Annotated in this window: 11 protein-coding genes; 6 read left to right on the top strand and 5 right to left on the bottom strand. The window is 62.1% G+C overall.

Annotation, left to right across the window (positions count from 1 at the left end; translation table 11 throughout):
• Nucleotides 1-164: 164 nt before the first annotated feature.
• Entirely contained in the window at nt 165-2,051 is a 1,887-nt protein-coding gene (locus RYH70_RS20540) for a sigma-54-dependent Fis family transcriptional regulator (protein WP_080531786.1), read from the top strand.
• 255 nt (nt 2,052-2,306) lie between these two features.
• Here RYH70_RS20540 and RYH70_RS20535 read toward each other — a convergent pair whose 3' ends face one another.
• Nucleotides 2,307-3,149, bottom strand: a complete 843-nt coding sequence (locus tag RYH70_RS20535; protein ID WP_080531785.1) for a metal-dependent hydrolase — start codon at nt 3,147-3,149, stop codon at nt 2,307-2,309.
• A gap of 133 nt (nt 3,150-3,282) precedes the next feature.
• On the opposite strand from RYH70_RS20535, the gene RYH70_RS20530 reads away from it, so the two are divergent.
• Nucleotides 3,283-4,242 carry a hypothetical protein gene (locus RYH70_RS20530; protein WP_317009590.1) on the top strand — a complete coding sequence of 320 codons (960 nt, stop codon included), beginning with the start codon at nt 3,283-3,285 and terminating at the stop codon, nt 4,240-4,242.
• Between the two features lie 19 nt (nt 4,243-4,261).
• Here the strand turns inward: RYH70_RS20530 and RYH70_RS20525 are convergent, their stop codons facing one another.
• A complete protein-coding gene (locus RYH70_RS20525) occupies nt 4,262-7,132 on the bottom strand; it encodes a sensor domain-containing protein (protein ID WP_231504701.1) in 2,871 nt (956 codons plus the stop codon).
• A 167-nt stretch (nt 7,133-7,299) separates the two neighbouring features.
• Here RYH70_RS20525 and uvrD point away from each other — a divergent pair, with 167 nt between their 5' ends.
• Nucleotides 7,300-9,462: a DNA helicase II gene (gene uvrD, locus RYH70_RS20520; RefSeq protein ID WP_022997319.1), complete on the top strand. Its 2,163-nt coding sequence runs from the start codon at nt 7,300-7,302 to the stop codon at nt 9,460-9,462.
• Between the two features lie 147 nt (nt 9,463-9,609).
• Nucleotides 9,610-10,740, top strand: a complete 1,131-nt coding sequence (locus tag RYH70_RS20515; protein WP_022997318.1) for a TRAP transporter substrate-binding protein — start codon at nt 9,610-9,612, stop codon at nt 10,738-10,740.
• A 50-nt stretch (nt 10,741-10,790) separates the two neighbouring features.
• On the opposite strand, the gene RYH70_RS20510 is transcribed toward RYH70_RS20515, so the two are convergent.
• The 3 genes from RYH70_RS20510 to RYH70_RS20500 are packed head-to-tail and all read right to left on the bottom strand — an operon-like array spanning nt 10,791 to nt 13,124.
• The gene (locus tag RYH70_RS20510; protein ID WP_014996682.1) at nt 10,791-11,183 is read right to left on the bottom strand and encodes an acyl-CoA thioesterase; all 393 of its coding nucleotides are present in this window, start codon (nt 11,181-11,183) and stop codon (nt 10,791-10,793) included.
• Nucleotides 11,184-11,187: 4 nt separating this feature from the next.
• Nucleotides 11,188-12,570: a TRAP transporter large permease gene (locus tag RYH70_RS20505; RefSeq protein WP_026948767.1), complete on the bottom strand. Its 1,383-nt coding sequence runs from the start codon at nt 12,568-12,570 to the stop codon at nt 11,188-11,190.
• Complete coding sequence (locus RYH70_RS20500) at nt 12,561-13,124, bottom strand: TRAP transporter small permease subunit (protein WP_309599194.1); 564 nt, start codon at nt 13,122-13,124, stop codon at nt 12,561-12,563. Before RYH70_RS20500 ends, RYH70_RS20505 begins: the two co-directional genes overlap by 10 nt.
• A gap of 256 nt (nt 13,125-13,380) precedes the next feature.
• Between RYH70_RS20500 and RYH70_RS20495 the strand changes: the two genes are divergently transcribed.
• The gene (locus RYH70_RS20495) at nt 13,381-14,427 is read left to right on the top strand and encodes a substrate-binding domain-containing protein (RefSeq protein WP_233917654.1); all 1,047 of its coding nucleotides are present in this window, start codon (nt 13,381-13,383) and stop codon (nt 14,425-14,427) included.
• Nucleotides 14,428-14,573: 146 nt separating this feature from the next.
• Complete coding sequence (gene pstC / locus RYH70_RS20490) at nt 14,574-15,962, top strand: phosphate ABC transporter permease subunit PstC (protein ID WP_097058887.1); 1,389 nt, start codon at nt 14,574-14,576, stop codon at nt 15,960-15,962.
• The last annotated feature ends 23 nt before the right edge of the window (nt 15,963-15,985 follow it).

The following is a 15,985-nucleotide window of genomic DNA, read 5'->3' as shown; positions in this document are numbered from 1 at the left end:
CAGAGGGCGTGCCATACTTGTTTTTTTGGGAAAAATTAAAAAATACTGTGGATTGTCAGGTGTTTGAGAGACCCTGAGTTCGTTGCCGGATAGATGGGTGTATCGTTTTGAAACAGTGGTGAGTACCGGCTGTATAACAACAAAACAGGATTCCGGAGAGCGCTATGCAAATTAACCCGTTCGACTTCGATCACCGTGTTAAAAAAGCCAGGCGATTGTTCGAGGAAGGCCGGGATGTGCCCCCCCAGCTACTGGACGATTCGGTGGTGCGCTCCTGGCAGCGCTCACGTCATCATGGACTGTGTCCCGATGATCGGGTCATCTTTAACGTCGTGTCCCGCACCGACGTGCGCCGCATTGGCGAGCATCATCATCTGTTATTGGATGACGTGGCGCCGGAAATGGAACTGTTGTTTCATTCATTGGGCCGCGCCAACTGGATCTTGGCCTGTATCGAGGCAGGGGGCGTGGTGATTCATGCCCTGGGTAACGAAAACCCGGCCTGTCGCGACCTCGCTCCGGCGCTGCGCGTTGGTGTCAATTTGAATGAATCCGTGGCCGGCACCAATGGTCCGGGATGCGCTCTCGCGGAGGGGCGCCCCTCGGTGGTATGCGGCAGCGAGCATTTTCTCGATGAGGCCCGTGTGTTTGCCTGTGCCGCCGTGCCGGTCCGGGACCCTTATGGTGAACTGGTGGCGGTGTTGGATGCGTCCCGGCGCCATGGCGGCCACCGCATTGGCATTCTGGAGCCGGTGGCGCTGGCCGTGCGGGCGATTGAAAACCGCATGATGCGGCGTATTGGTGGCGAGTTACGGCTGGCGATTCATTATCGCCCGGAACTGACCGATTCACCGATGCGCGGGCTGTTGCACTTTGACGGCGACGGCTGTCTGCTGGGCGCCAACCCGGTGGCCCGCCAGATGCTTGATCTCCCCATGGGGGAAGGTGGCGGCCGGCTGTGTTTCGAGACGCTATTCGAGGGGAGTATGGAGCGCGTCTGGACCGCCGGGAATACGCCGGTGGCTCTGTCCTGTCATGGCGGCTTGCAATTGTTTTGCCGGTTGGAGGGGCGGCCATCGCCGCGCTTTAGCGGCTTTTCTCCGTCGGGTCCGACGCCGGTGGGACAGCCTGACCCGCAAGCGCCTTTCCACGATGATCCCGGGGTTAACGGCTTGTTGCGCCAGGCCCAGCGGGCTTTCCACCATGATCTGCCGGTTCTGTTGCGCGGCGAGACCGGCACCGGCAAAGAGGTGATGGCGCGGTGGCTGCATCGTTCCGGGCCCCGTGCCGAGGGGCCCTTTGTGGCGGTGAACTGCTCGTCGATTCCGGCGGGTTTGATTGAATCCGAGCTGTTTGGTTACGAGGGCGGCGCTTTCACCGGTGCACGCAAGGGGGGCATGCCGGGTAAGTTCGAACAGGCCGACGGTGGCACGCTGTTCCTGGATGAAATTGGTGATATGCCACTGGAGTTGCAGGCGCGTCTTTTGCGGGTATTGCAGGAACGGGAGGTCACCCGGTTGGGGGCTACCCGTGGCACCGCGGTGCAATGTTCATTGATTTGCGCCACCCACCGGGACCTGGAACAAAGGGTGGCGGAAGGGCTGTTCCGTGAAGACCTGTTGTATCGCATTAACGGGTTGCAAATGCCGCTGCCGCCGCTGCGTCAGCGCCAGGATTTCGATGACCTGGTGCGGCACTTGCTGGCCGGGGAAGCACGGGGGGAAGAGCCGCCGGTGTTGTCCGAGGCAGCTTGGCGAGCGCTGCGGGGGCATTGCTGGCCGGGCAATATCCGTGAACTGCAACAGGCGCTGAGATTGGCGGTGGCGTTGTCGGAGGACGGTATTGTAACGGTGGAGCATTTGCCGGCTTCGCTTCGATCGCTGGCCGCGTCCTCATCGACGCGGCCTTCGGGGACCTTGCAACAGGCGGAATGTGAAACGGTGCGAGTGGCGCTGGCGCGACACAAAGGCAATGTTTCCGCCGCCGCGAAGGACCTCGGCATCGCCCGGGCGACGCTATATCGGAAAATGCGGCAGTTCGGCCTGGATTGAGCGAGGACGGATGTAAATCCAGCCTGTTGTTGATACAGAGGCTGACAGGAACAAGGCCTCCGGGTATGAGCTTGCTCAGTATTGGTTGGCAAGCCTGCTTCCCACAGAATGGCTACGAAGCCGCTGTGGGAAGCAGGCTGGCCAGCGAATCGGCCCGGACTGGAAGGGGGCCGCTCTGGACAGCGGCCATATAAAAAAGCCGGCGCAGGCCGGCACAAGGCAGGGCCGCCGCGAGGCGGCCAAAAGGGGATTGGATCAGGCAGCGTCGGTAAGAACGTCGCCGAGCAATGCCTCGAACTGCTCCAGATACTGCCGGTTGTCGTGGTCCCACGGGTGGAAACCCGGTTTGAACCAGTCCAGCCAGGCCTTGGCGGTATAGCGGAAGATGCCTTTCTTGCCCAGACTGTGACGCAGCACCGAGCGCCAGCCCTTGGCGTCGAACAGACCGCCGGTAACGCGTACGTTATGCGCGTAGAACGGCAGGAACAGGGCAAAGAACACAGCGGTGGAGATCACCAGGGTGGAGGTCCGCAGGGCGTAGGCGGACAGACGGTCGTCGGTACCCACCGCCAACTGGTAGACGTCGAAGGCCACCGCTTTGTGTTCCGTCTCTTCCAGGGCATGCCAATTCCAAATGGCCTTGTAGCCGTCGTCCGCACCCTCCATGATTTCCGGCAGGCTGAGCAGCCCGTCGGCGAGAATCGCGGTAAGGTGTTCCAGGGCCACGGTGCCGGCCAACTGGAAGGACTGAGGCGTGCGCTTCTGGATTTGCTTGAGCAGTGCTTCGACCAGCCGTTCCTGAGCTTTCAGGGGAACACCGGCGTCGGCTACATGGTCGTTGTACTCATCATGTTCGCGGCCGTGCATGGCTTCCTGGCCGATAAAGGCGGTCACTGCCTTTTTCAGCTCGGGATCCTGAACCAGCTCCCGGTAGTTGCGGACGCTGTCTATGAAAAAGCGTTCACCGACCGGGAAAAACAGGCTCATGGTGTTAAGAAACTGACTGACATTGAGGCCGTCACGATGCCAGGTGAGGGCCTTCGCCGGGTCCAGCTTGAAACGCAGGTTACGGCGCGTCGGCAGAATTGAGATGGCCATAATCACGTACCTCTAATGAATGTTACATCACTCGATGATACAGTTGGCCGGCCCATCAGCAAGGCACTTCTAACAATAGGGTTATGTCGTGACGGACAATAGACAAATTAAGGCAAATTGTTTACTTGATGCCATGGTGGCGCATTTCCAGCGAACTTTGGCGCCGGAGCAACTGAACGTCTGGCTGGAGCAGGAGCTTGATTACCTGCTGACCGAAGCCGGCCGGTTGCGTCTGGGAGAGGTGGTGACCCCGGAGCAGGTGATCGATACCGCGCACAAGTACGCGGCCACCATGGAACTGGGCGGCGGGGTGCCGGAGCTGGTCGGCGAAATGATGGAGCGTCTGTATCAAAGCGGTACCGACAGTGACCGGCTGATCGGGGAACTGGTGGACGAGGACACCATCACCGCCACCGTGGACAAGCTGCTGGAAGTGCCGTTATCCCGCCAGGGAATCACCTGGCTCAGCCACAACCCGGTGTTGCTGGCGCTATTGGCCGGCGGCACGCAACTGGGTGTCAAAACCTGGCTGCATCAGGGGATACCCGAGGCGGTGCGGGGGATGCTGGGGCGCCGTGTGCCGGAGCGTTGGCGGGCCACCGCGGAGTTGCGCCTGCAGGACTGGTTGATGCGACGGATGGAAGCGCTGCTCAGCGACCCCTGGCTTTACAGTGGCGAGAATCTGGCCTCGCTGCGGGAACTGATTCTGGATGGCTGGCGCGAGCTGTCCGAACGCCCGGTGGCGGAGCTGAGGGAATTGCTGAGCAGCGAGGACATTCAGGAGCTGTTCGTGATCGGCTATGACTTCTGGCGACAGTTCCGGCACAGCGACTATTTCACCACTTTGTTGAGCGAGGGCGTGCACACTTTCTTCGACAAGTACGGCGACAGTTCCCTGCTGGAATTACTCGAGGAAGTGGGGGTCGGCCGTGAGACCATGCTGGACGATGCCCGCCGCTTCGCCCCGGGCGTGGTGCGGGTGTTGCGCGATAACAGCATGCTGGAGGCCTGGCTGCGTCGCCATCTGACGCCGTTCTTCGAAGCACCGGAAACCCTGGCGATATTGGGCGACGAGCCGCCGGCCATTGATTGAACCGTCGGGCCACGCCGCGCTAAAGCATCCGCCGTGGAGAGAGGTTGTGCTGGTCGCGCAGCATCTCCCGGATCTTGTTCTCTTCCACCGGCCGGCTGATCAGGAAACCCTGAATGCCGTCACATCCCATGGCACGCAGAATTTCCAGATGCTGCGTGGTCTCCACCCCTTCCGCCACCACACTCATGTTGAGGCTGTGCGCCATTTCAATAATGGCGCGGGTGATGGCGGCGTCGTCCGCGTTCTGGGTCAGATCGGTAATGAAGGAGCGGTCGATCTTCAGCGTGTCCACCGGGAAGCGTTTGAGGTAGCTGAGCGAGGAATAGCCGGTGCCGAAATCATCCAGCGACAGGCCGATTCCCCGTGAACGCAGCCGCTCCAGCAGAGCGATATTCTGCTCCAGGTCCTCCATGATCAGGCTTTCGGTGAGTTCCAGTTCCAGCAGGTGGGCGGGCAGGCCGGTGAGTTCGAGAATGCGGTCGATGACGTCGGCCAGATTGCCCTTGCGGAATTGGTGGGCGGACAGGTTCACCGATACCCGGATATCCCCCAGTCCCTGTTTATGCCATTGGCGCGCCTGGCGGCAGGAGCGCTCCAGCACCAGCTCGCCGATGGCGGAGATCAGGCCGGACTCCTCCGCCAAGGGGATGAACTCCGACGGCGGCAACAGCCCCATGCTCGGGTGCTGCCAGCGCACCAGCGCTTCCACCGAGGAGACGGCATTGCTGGCCAGATCCATTTTCGGCTGGTAGTGGACCACGAACTCATTTTTGAAGATGGCCTTGCGCAGGCTGGTTTCCAGCGCCAGTTGCTCCACCGACGCCACCTGCATGCCACTGCGGTAGAACTGGTAATTGTTCCCGCCGCTGCGTTTGGCCTGATGCACCGCCATGTCGGCCTGGTTGATCATCGGCTGGGCATCCATGGCGGTGGACGGAAACAGGCTGATGCCGATACTGGCGCCCAGCAGCAGCTCGTGGCTGTCGATCAGGAACGGCTTCTTCATCGCGTTGATGATCTTCTGGCACAGAGCGCCGATTTGTGGCTCCCCGCCGCAGTTGTCCAGCACCAGGGCGAATTCGTCGCCGCCGACCCGGGCCAGACTCTCCTCTCCGGGGCCGCAGTGGGAGATGCGGTCGGCGGCCAGTTTCAGCAGACGGTCACCGATTTCATGGCCGAGCGATTCGTTGATGGGCTTGAAGCGGTCCAGATCGATCATCAGCAACGCCACCCGGGAACGATTGAGGCGGCCCAGGGTGAGCGCCTTGTGCAGTCGCTCGCGGAACAGGGTGCGATTGGGCAGGCCGGTAAGGCGGTCGTAGTTGGAGAGGAAGCGGACCCGCTCCTCCGCCTCCTTGCGTGAGGTCAGATCGGAAATCATGCCGACATAGCGGATCACCCGCTGACGTTCATCGAGCACGCTGCTGATCTGCACCCACTCAGGAAAGATTTCGCCATTGCGCCGGCGGCCGGTGATTTCCCCTTCCCAGAAGCCGTTGCGGCGCAGTCCCACACGGATGGTGTGGTAGAGATTGCTGTGACGGCGGGCATGTTCGCTGTCAGCGATGCTCTTGCCGTTCATTTCTTCCTCGCGATAGCCGGTGATCTGCTCGAAGCGGGCATTGGCGGCGAGGAAGCGGAACTGCCGGTCGAGGATGAAGATACCCTCCGGCGCGTTCTCGAAGACGGTGGCGGCCAGGCGTTGCTGTTCCTGGGCTTCGCGTTGAGAGGTGATATCACGGCGGGTACCGATCATGCGGATGGCGCGGCCGTTGTCGTCCCACTCCACCACGCGGCCATCGTCCTCCAGCCAGCACCAGTGCCCTTGCTTGTGGCGCAACCGGTAAATGGCGTGATAGCGGTCGGTCTCGCCCTTGAAGTGGGCGACCATGCCGCGGCGGATGGTGGGGAAGTCGTCCGGGTGAACCAGCTGCTTGAGATCACCGAAGAAGTTGCCGAAGTATTCGTTCTCGTAGCCGAGCAGCCGGTCAAAATTGGTGTGGTAGTTGGAGCCGGTGTTCAGGTTCCAGTCCCACAGACCGATATTGCTGGCCTCCAGCGCCAGTTCCAGGCGCTCGCCGGTGGCGGTGAGTTCCCGGTTGGCCACCTCCAGCGCCCGGGTACGCTCGCTGACCATGGATTCGAGCCGGTCGTTGGCCTCTTGCAGGCGCCGCCGCGCCTCCTTCCGCTCACAAATCTCCTCCGCCAGCTTTTCGTTCAGCGCCTCGGCGTTGGCGCGGGCCCGATCCAGGTAATCGATCAGGGCGGTGTTGCTGATTTGCAGGTCCAGAGCGCGGTGAGAGGTGCTGTTGATGTAACGGGCGGTGAGAAACAGAAAACCGGCGATGGCCAGCAGGGTGGTGGCCAGGGCCGGATTGTCCGGTTGTGTCAGCAGCAATTGGGTAAAGGCGGGGGTCAACAACAGCGCCTGATAACTCACCACGGTGAACAGATGGCTGCTGTAAGCGGCCAGCGCCACGATGCCCAGGCCGATGCCCAGGCAGCCCAGGGTCAGCTGCGCATAGAACAGGGATTCGTCCGGCGTGGCGGATTGCAGGTTCAGCAGCAGGCCGCCGAGGCCCAGCAACAGACCGGAAATCAGCACGAACAGCGAGATGTAACGGCGCAGTTGGCGGTGATCGGTATCGTCTTCCAGATCCCAGGATTGCAGCCACAGGATGCGCGCCGCTATGAAAGTCAGCGTCAGCGCCGCCCACCCCAGCAGCAATAGCAGAGACACCGGCGTGGCCCAATAGGCCGCCAGGGTGACCAGTACGGTGGCCGCTTCCAGCATGCTCATGCCACGTAAGCCGGCGCTCAGGTGGCGGCACTGGGCACGCATCACCGCATGGCGGGAATGATCCATATGTTGCTGAGATGACGTAGACACGGACTCGGGTTCCAGGCTCGTGGACGGCCTTTTTGTTTTGCAGTTTACCCACGCCAGTACGGGAAAGGAAACCACGGAAGGAGCACCGCGCGTGCGATTGGTCACGGATGCGTCGATTGCCGTAAAGCCAGCGCCGGCTTTCGCTGGTTCTGATAAACTCCGGGCCCATGGATGACGTAACCTCACTTCTTGAAGGCCTCAACCCGGCCCAACGCGACGCGGTCGCCGCGGAAGACCGCCATTTGCTGGTGTTGGCCGGCGCCGGCTCCGGTAAGACCCGGGTGCTGGTGCACCGCATTGCCTGGCAGATCGCCACCGAACAGGCCTCGCCGTTCGGTATTCTCGCGGTCACCTTCACCAATAAGGCGGCGGCGGAGATGCGCGGCCGCATCGAACAGCTGCTGGCCATGCCCGCTGGCGGGATGTGGGTGGGCACTTTCCACAGCATCGCTCACCGTCTGCTGCGCTCGCACTGGCAGGAGGCGCGCCTGCCCCAGAGCTTCGAGATCATCGACGCCGATGACCAGCAGCGGCTGGTAAAACGGGTGATCCGGGAGTTAGGGCTGGATGAGCAGCGCTGGCCGGCGCGCCAGGCCACCTGGTTCATTAACGGCCAGAAGGACGAAGGGCTGCGCGCGGCGCACATGGATGTCAGCGGCGGTGATCTGTTCGCCGCGACCATGCAGAAGATCTATCTGGCCTATGAGGAAGCCTGTGAGCGCGCCGGCCTGGTGGACTTCAATGAAATGCTGCTGCGGGTGTTGGAGCTGTTTCGCGACAACGATGACCTGCGCGGCCACTACCAGCGCCGTTTCCGCCATATCCTGGTGGATGAATTCCAGGACACCAACGCCATTCAGTACGCCTGGCTGCGGTTGCTGGCCGATGAGCATAACGCGGTTACCATCGTCGGCGACGACGACCAGTCCATCTACGGCTGGCGCGGCGCCAAGATCGAGAACATTCATCGCTTCAGCCGCGATTTCCCGGACACCCGGGTAATCCGTCTGGAGCAGAACTACCGCTCCACCGGCACCATTCTGGAAGCGGCCAACGCGGTGATCGACAACAACCCGGACCGTCTCGGCAAGCAACTGTGGACCGAGGACGGCAAGGGGGACCCGATTCGCCTCTATGCCGGTTTCAATGAAGTGGATGAAGCCCGTTTCATCGCCGGCAAGGTGGAAAGCCTGGTGCAGCAGGGCACCAATCGCAATGATATGGCGGTGCTGTACCGTTCCAATGCGCAGTCCCGGGTATTGGAGGAGGCGTTCCTGCAGGCCGGCATTCCGTATCGTATTTACGGTGGCCAGCGCTTCTTCGAGCGGGCTGAAATCCGTAACGCCCTGGCTTATCTGCGGTTACTCAACAACCGTCAGGCGGACGCCGCTTTCGAGCGGGTGGTGAACACCCCGACCCGGGGCATCGGCAATAAGACCCTGGAGGCGGTACGCGAGCAGGCCCGCCTGCGCGGTATCCCGCTCTGGGACGCGGCGGTGGCGATCGTCAACGAACGCCTGCTCAGCCCCCGGGCCAGCAACGCGCTGCTGGCGTTCCTGCAGTTGGTGGATCAACTGGCGGCACAGACCGAGACGCTGGATCTGGCCGAGACCACGGAACATGTGATCGCCGCCAGCGGCCTGCTGGACTTCCATGGTCAGGAAAAAGGCGACAAAGGCCAGCAGCGGGTGGAAAACCTGCAGGAGCTGGTGTCCGCCACGCGCCAGTTTGGTGAGGGTGACGAGGAGTCCGATCTGGACCCGCTCACCGCCTTCCTCGATCACGCCGCCCTGGAGGCCGGTGACGGCCAGGCGGAGGCATTCGAGGACGCGGTGCAGATGATGACCCTGCACTCCGCCAAGGGGCTGGAGTTTCCGGTGGTGTTCATCACCGGCCTGGAAGAAGGGCTGTTCCCTCATCAGATGTCCTCGGAGGAGCCCGGTCGGCTGGCCGAGGAGAGGAGACTCTGTTACGTGGGGCTGACCCGGGCGATGCGCGAGCTGTATCTGACCTACGCCGAGAGCCGGCGCCTGTTCGGCAACGAGACGCTCAATCCGCCCAGCCGCTTCCTGCGAGAGATTCCCGGTGAGCTGGTGGAGGAGGTGCGGGTGCGGGCGGCGGTGAGCCGGCCGGTGGGCCGCCGCGGCACGGTGCGCCAGGAGGAAGCCAACGGCATCGGCCTGGGCGCGCGGGTGGTGCATCCCAAATTCGGAGAAGGTACGGTATTGCACTTCGAAGGGCAGGGACCCAACGCCCGTCTGCAAATCAACTTCGATGGCGTGGGGACCAAATGGCTGGTCAGCCAGTACGCCCGCCTGGATGTGCTGTAGAGGGATGCTCTGTAGAGGGGCGTGCATGTAGCCGCCGCAGGGTTAGATAAAGGTCCCATGGACAGCCGTTTCGTAAAAAGAGATAAGATCCGTGCCCGGTCATTCCGGGCACATACTTACAACAACCCGAAGGGGAGAGACTGACCAATGGATCGTCGCAAATTCGTTTCCGCCCTGGGCCTGGGGCTGGGCGCCGCCGCCTTGGCGGGCTGTGGCCAGGATGAAAAACCCGCCGCCAGTGACAACAATGCCGCCGGTGAGAAGAAAGCCGAAGCGCTGAAATGGGATCTGGTCACCACCTGGCCGAAGAATTACCCCGGTCTCGGTACCGGTGCCAACCGCTTCGCCGAACGCGTCAATGCCATGTCCGGAGGCCGCCTGACGGTCAAGGTGCACGGCGCCGGCGAGCTGGTGCCCGCCACCGAAGTGTTTGACGCGGTCCGTTCCGGCAGTGCCCAAATGGGCCACTCCACGCCTTATTACTGGAAGGGCAAGCATCCGGCCATGCCCTTTTTTACCACCATTCCTTTTGGGCTGACCGCCTGGGAGATGAACGGCTGGCTCAACTTCGGCGGTGGCCAGGAACTGTGGGAGGAATTGTACGAGCCGTTCAACCTGCAGCCGCTGGCCTGCGGTAACAGCGGCACGCAGATGGCCGGCTGGTTCAACAAGGAAATCAATTCCGTCGACGATCTCAAGGGGCTCAAGATCCGCATGCCCGGTCTGGCTGGCGAGGTGATCAAGCGCCTGGGGGCGATTCCGGTGCAGATGCCCGGCGGCGAGGTATTCACCTCCCTGCAGACCGGTGCGCTGGATGCCGCGGATTGGGTCGGTCCCTATAATGACCTGGCCTTCGGTCTGTACAAGGTGGTCAAGTACTACTACTACCCGGGCTGGCAGGAACCGGGTTCCGCGTTGGAAGTGATCATTAACAAGGACGCCTGGAACAGCCTGCCGCAGGATTTGCAGCACATTGTCCGTTCCGCCGCGGAAGCGGAGAACCAGCACATCCTGGACGAGTTCACCGCCCGCAACGCCGATGCGCTCAAGCAGCTGGTCAATGAGCATGGCGTACAGCTGCGCCGCCTGCCGGACGACGTCCTGATGGCGCTGAAGGACACCAGTGATCAGGTGATCGAAGAGGTGATCGCCGGGGATGAACTGTCACGGCGTATTTATGAGTCGATCGTCGCTTTCCGTGACGCTTCCATGCCCTACCAGGAAGTCGCCGAACAGGCCCTGCTCAACAGCCGTACACTGGTGTTGAAGGACGCCTGACCGGTTGAATCGCGGTCCTTCCTTGTTATGGAGAGGACCGCGATCGCTTGTTAGCGAGGCACGGCCCGGGTGCGGCCACTGTCGTCGATGGCGACAAAGGTGAAATGCCCTTCGGTGACCTTGGCCAACTCCCCGGTATCTTCCCGAATCCACACCTCCACCTGGATCTGCATCGAACTGCGGCCAATGTCGAGCAGCTGCGTGTAGCAGCTCACCACGGCGCCCACCGGCACCGGGCGCAGGAACGCCATGGAATCCACCGCCACGGTGGCAATGCGCCCCTTGGCGGTGGCGCGAGCGGTTACCGAACCGGCCAGGTCCATCTGGGACACCAGCCAGCCGCCGAAGATATCGCCGTTCCAGTTGGCGTTCTGCGGCATGGCAATGGTTTGCAGGGCAAGAGTGCCCTTGGGTTGAGGGATGTCGTCGCTGGGATCGGTCATCTTGTTATCCATATAGCAGGTGAGGCAGCCAGGTCGCCAGTTGAGGGAATAGCGCCAGGATACCGAGCATAATGATTTGGATGAAGACAAAGGGTACCACGCCCCGGTAAATATGCGTGGTACGGACTTCCGGTGGCGCCACCCCTCTCAGATAGAACAAGGCTATGCCGAAGGGCGGCGTCAGGAAGGAGGTTTGCAGGTTGAGGGCGATCATCACCCCCAGCCAGATCGGGTCCAGACCCATGCCCAGCAGGATCGGCCCGACGATCGGCACCACCACGAAAGTGATCTCGATGAAGTCGAGGATGAAGCCGAGCAGGAAGATGATCAGCATCACCATCACGGTGGCGCCGAGGACGCCGCCGGGCAGGGCGTCGAACAGATGCTGCACCGCCTCTTCACCACCGAAGGCGCGGAACACCATGGTGAACAGGCTGGCGCCGATCATAATCATGAACACCATGGAGGTGAGCCGGGCGGTGCCATGCACGGTCTCGCGCAGAATGGTGAAATTCAAATGCCGGTTGGCGGCGGCCAGAATCAGGGTGCCGAAGGCGCCGACACCGGCCGCCTCGGTGGGCGTGGCCAGTCCGGCCAGGATCGAGCCCAGCACGGCGAGAATCAGCAGCAGGGGCGGAATCAGGCCGCTCAGTGCCGCCATCGGACCGGCGCGGCCGTTGCCGTCCCCATCGTCGCGTTCCAGCGCCGGCACCTGTTCCGGCCTTAACAGGCTCACCGCCGCCATATAAATCAGGTAGAGCACCACCAGCACCAGCCCGGGAATCAGGGCACCGACGAACAGATCGCCCACTGACACCGTTTCCAGGGCCCAGGCGCCCTGACGCAGCTGCGCCTCCTGGTAAGCGGTGGAGAGCACGTCGCCGAGCAACACCAGGGCAATGGACGGCGGAATGATCTGCCCCAGGGTGCCGGTGGCGCAGATCAGGCCCGTGGCCAGGGACGGCTGGTAGCCCCGGCGCAGCATGGTGGGCAGCGTCAGCAGGCCCATGGTGACCACGGTGGCGCCAACGATGCCGGTGCTGGCGGCGAGCAATGCCCCCACCAGGATGATGGAGAAGCCCAGGCCGCCCGGCAGCCGCCCGAACAGCAGGCCCATGCTGGCCAGCAGTTTTTCAGCCACTCTCGACTTTTCCAGCATCACGCCCATGAATACGAACAGCGGGACGGCGATCAGGGTGGTATTGCTGATGATGCCGAACAGCCGGCCGGGCAGGAAGGTCAGGTCGTTGACCGAAACCACGCCGGTGGCCAGGCCGCCGACGGCGAACAGCAGGGCGACGCCGCCAAGACAGAAGGCCACCGGGTAACCGCTGAGCAGCACCAGACCCACCGCCAGAAACATGGAAAGCGGCAGAATCATGTCCATGGATGGGTCTCCTGGTCTTCGATGTCCACGGGTTGAGAGGCTCCGGCCAGGGTCATGGCGTGGCGCAGCAGATCCGCCACCGCCTGGATTCCCAGCAGCACGGGCATCACCAGCAGCAGACTCTTGAGTATGAAGACCAGGGGAAGGCCGCCATTGTCCGATTTCTCAAGGCCAGCCCAACTGCGCACCACATAGTCCAGGCTCAGCGCGAAAATCGCCACGCAGATGGGCAACAATAGAAACAGGGTGCCGAGCAGATTCACCAGCGCCTGCCGGCGCGGGCTCCAGTGCTGATAGAGCACATCCACCCGCACGTGCTCATCCTGGGCCAGGGTGTAGCCGGCGCAGAGCATGAACACCGCGCCATGCAAATAAGTGATGCTTTCCTGCAGCGCGATGTTGCCGATGCCGAATCCGTAGCGCATTACCACCACCAGCACCATCAGGAATACCATAAGCAGGGCGCACCAGGAGACGGCTCTGCCGACGACGCAGGTCAGATGGTGCAGGGCCCGCTGGAAATGGGCCAGTCTCGGGGAATGGAGGACGGTCACTTTGTTATGTCACTGATCAAGAATTCGGCGGCGATTATACGGATCAGGCCGCTCCGGGTCAGCCAACAATGGACATTTGGCGGTCAATTCCGGTTCGCGGGCCTGCCAGGTAAGGCAATACGGGGTAGCGCAACCGTCACCCGGGTGTAATCTTGTTGTCACATACGCAATCTAGCATGCCCCCTGCCTGAAAGAACAAACCGGGGTGGATCAACGCCGGTGCCATGAAACCAGGAGGCTTACTGTGAACGTTAAAATGAAAGCGTCGATTGTTGGGGCCGCCGCTGCTCTGGCTTTCGCCACCGCGCCGGCGACCGCTATCGCCCGTGACACCATTTCCATCGTGGGTTCCTCTACCGTATACCCGTTTGCGACCACCGTTGCCGAGCGTTTCGGCCGTGGCGGCAATCCCACGCCCAAGATCGAATCCACCGGTTCCGGCGGCGGTCTGAAGCTGTTCTGCCAAGGTGTTGGCACTGACACTCCGGACATCACCAACGCGTCCCGCCGCATGAAGAAGTCCGAGTTCGAACAATGCCAGAGCAACGGCATCAAGGACATCACCGAAGTGGTTGTCGGTTATGACGGTATCGTCGTGGCCAACTCCGCCAAGGCTCAGCACATCGACCTGACCCTGCGCGATATCTTCCTGGCCCTGGCCAAGGAAGTACCGGATCCCAAGGGCGGTGAAAAGCTGGTACCGAACCCCTACAAAACCTGGAAGGAAGTGAACTCCTCCCTGCCGGACACCAAGATCGAAGTGCTGGGTCCGCCGCCGACTTCCGGTACCCGTGACGCCTTCAACGAACTGGCTATCGAAGGCGGTTGTAAAACCTTCGGCTGGCTGAAGGCCATCAAGGACGAGGACAAGAACAAGTACAAGGCGATCTGCCGCAGCATCCGTGAAGACGGTGCCTACGTGGAAGCCGGTGAGAACGACAACCTGATCGTGCAGAAGCTGGTATCCAACCCGAGCGCTCTGGGTGTATTCGGTTACTCTTTCCTGGATCAGAACCGCGGTAAGGTGCAAGGCGCCAAGATCAATGGCGTGGCACCGGCCATGGAAGTGATCGCCAGCGGCGAGTACCCGGTATCCCGTTCCCTGTACTTCTACGTGAAGAAAGCGCACGTGGGCGTGGTACCGGGCATCGAGGGCTACATCAAAGAATTCACCAGCGAGCGTGCCTGGGGGCCGGAAGGTTACCTGGTGGACAAAGGCATGATTCCGCTGCCGGACGACAAGCGCGCCGAGATGGCCAAACAGGCCCAGGGCCTGGTTACCATGACGGGTAACGAGCTGTAATTCAGGGAGTGCGGATCGCAGGGATGCGTCATCTCGAGCCCGATGGTCTTGGCCATCGGGCTTTTTCGCCCTCTGGGCAGAAGGCGGTTTGTTGGCCAAAATCCGCGGGTTTTGGCGAGCAAACAATGATCTCGGAGTAGCTGAGCATGCAAACAGGCAATCTGTTGCTGTTGCTGATTGTGATGGTGGCGCTGGCCTACTACCTGGGCCATCAGCGGTCACTGGCTTTGGCGCGGCCGTTGGGGGGCATCCGCCACCTCCACTCCCTGCCATTCTATTACGCCATGCGCGCGGCCCTGTGGTGTGCCCTGCCGGCCCTGCTGATACTGGGGGCCTGGCTGGCATTCGACGACACCATTATTCGCCAGACGGTCATGCAGGGCCTTCCCGATGCTCTCCGGCCGGACAGTGATGGCGCCCGGGGTCTGTTGCTCAGCCAGATCCAGAACGTCGCCAGTGGTTCGTTGTCGCCGGAGTCGGTGGACCCGGCCATCGCCGCCGCCGCCGAGCGTCTCAACAACCTGCGCACCACCAGTGCCATGGCCCTGACCGTGGTGGTGATCGCGGTGGGGCTGATCGGCGCCGCCTGGGGCTGGGTGAAGATCGCACCGCAGCTGCGGGCCCGGCAGCAAGTCGAGTCGATTCTGCGCGTGATCTTCATGCTGTGCGCCACGGTGGCGATTCTGACCACGGTGGGCATCCTGATGTCCGTGTTGTTCGAGTCGATCCGCTTCTTCCAGAAAGTGTCTCCGGCGGAGTTCCTGTTCGGGCTGCAATGGAGCCCGCAAACCGCTCTGCGAGCCGACCAGGTGGCGTCCTCCGGGGCCTTCGGTGCGATTCCGCTGTTCGTCGGCACGCTGCTGATTTCCTCCATCGCGTTATTGGTGGCGGTGCCGATCGGATTGATGTCGGCGATTTATCTTGCCGAGTACGCACCGTCCCGGGTGCGTTCGGTGGCCAAGCCCATGCTGGAGATTCTCGCCGGGGTGCCGACGGTGGTATACGGCTTCTTCGCCGCCCTGACGGTGGCCCCTTTTATTCGCGGAGTGGGTGAGACGCTCGGGCTCGACGTGGCCTCGGAATCCGCTCTGGCGGCGGGGCTGGTGATGGGGGTGATGATCATCCCGTTCGTATCTTCCCTGTCCGACGATGTCATCACCGCGGTACCCCAGGTAATGCGTGATGGCTCTCTGGGGCTGGGCGCCACCCGCTCCGAAACCATCCGTAAAGTGGTGTTCCCGGCGGCGCTGCCGGGGATCATGGGCGGCATCCTGCTGGCGGCTTCCCGGGCCATCGGCGAGACCATGATCGTGGTGATGGCCGCCGGCCTGGCCGCCAACCTGACCGCCAACCCGTTGGAGGCGGTGACCACCGTCACGGTGCAGATCGTCACTCTGCTCACCGGAGACCAGGAGTTCGACAGTGCCAAGACCCTGGCGGCTTTCGCATTGGGGCTGATGCTGTTCCTGACCACGTTGTGCCTGAACATCCTGGCGCTGCACATCGTCAAGAAATACCGCGAGCAATACGAATGATCGGGCCCAGGGCACCGCAGTGG

The organism is Alloalcanivorax xenomutans (assembly GCF_032810065.1).
Taxonomy (GTDB): Bacteria; Pseudomonadota; Gammaproteobacteria; order Pseudomonadales; family Alcanivoracaceae; genus Alloalcanivorax; species Alloalcanivorax xenomutans.
This window is presented reverse-complemented; position numbering and strand designations above follow the sequence as displayed.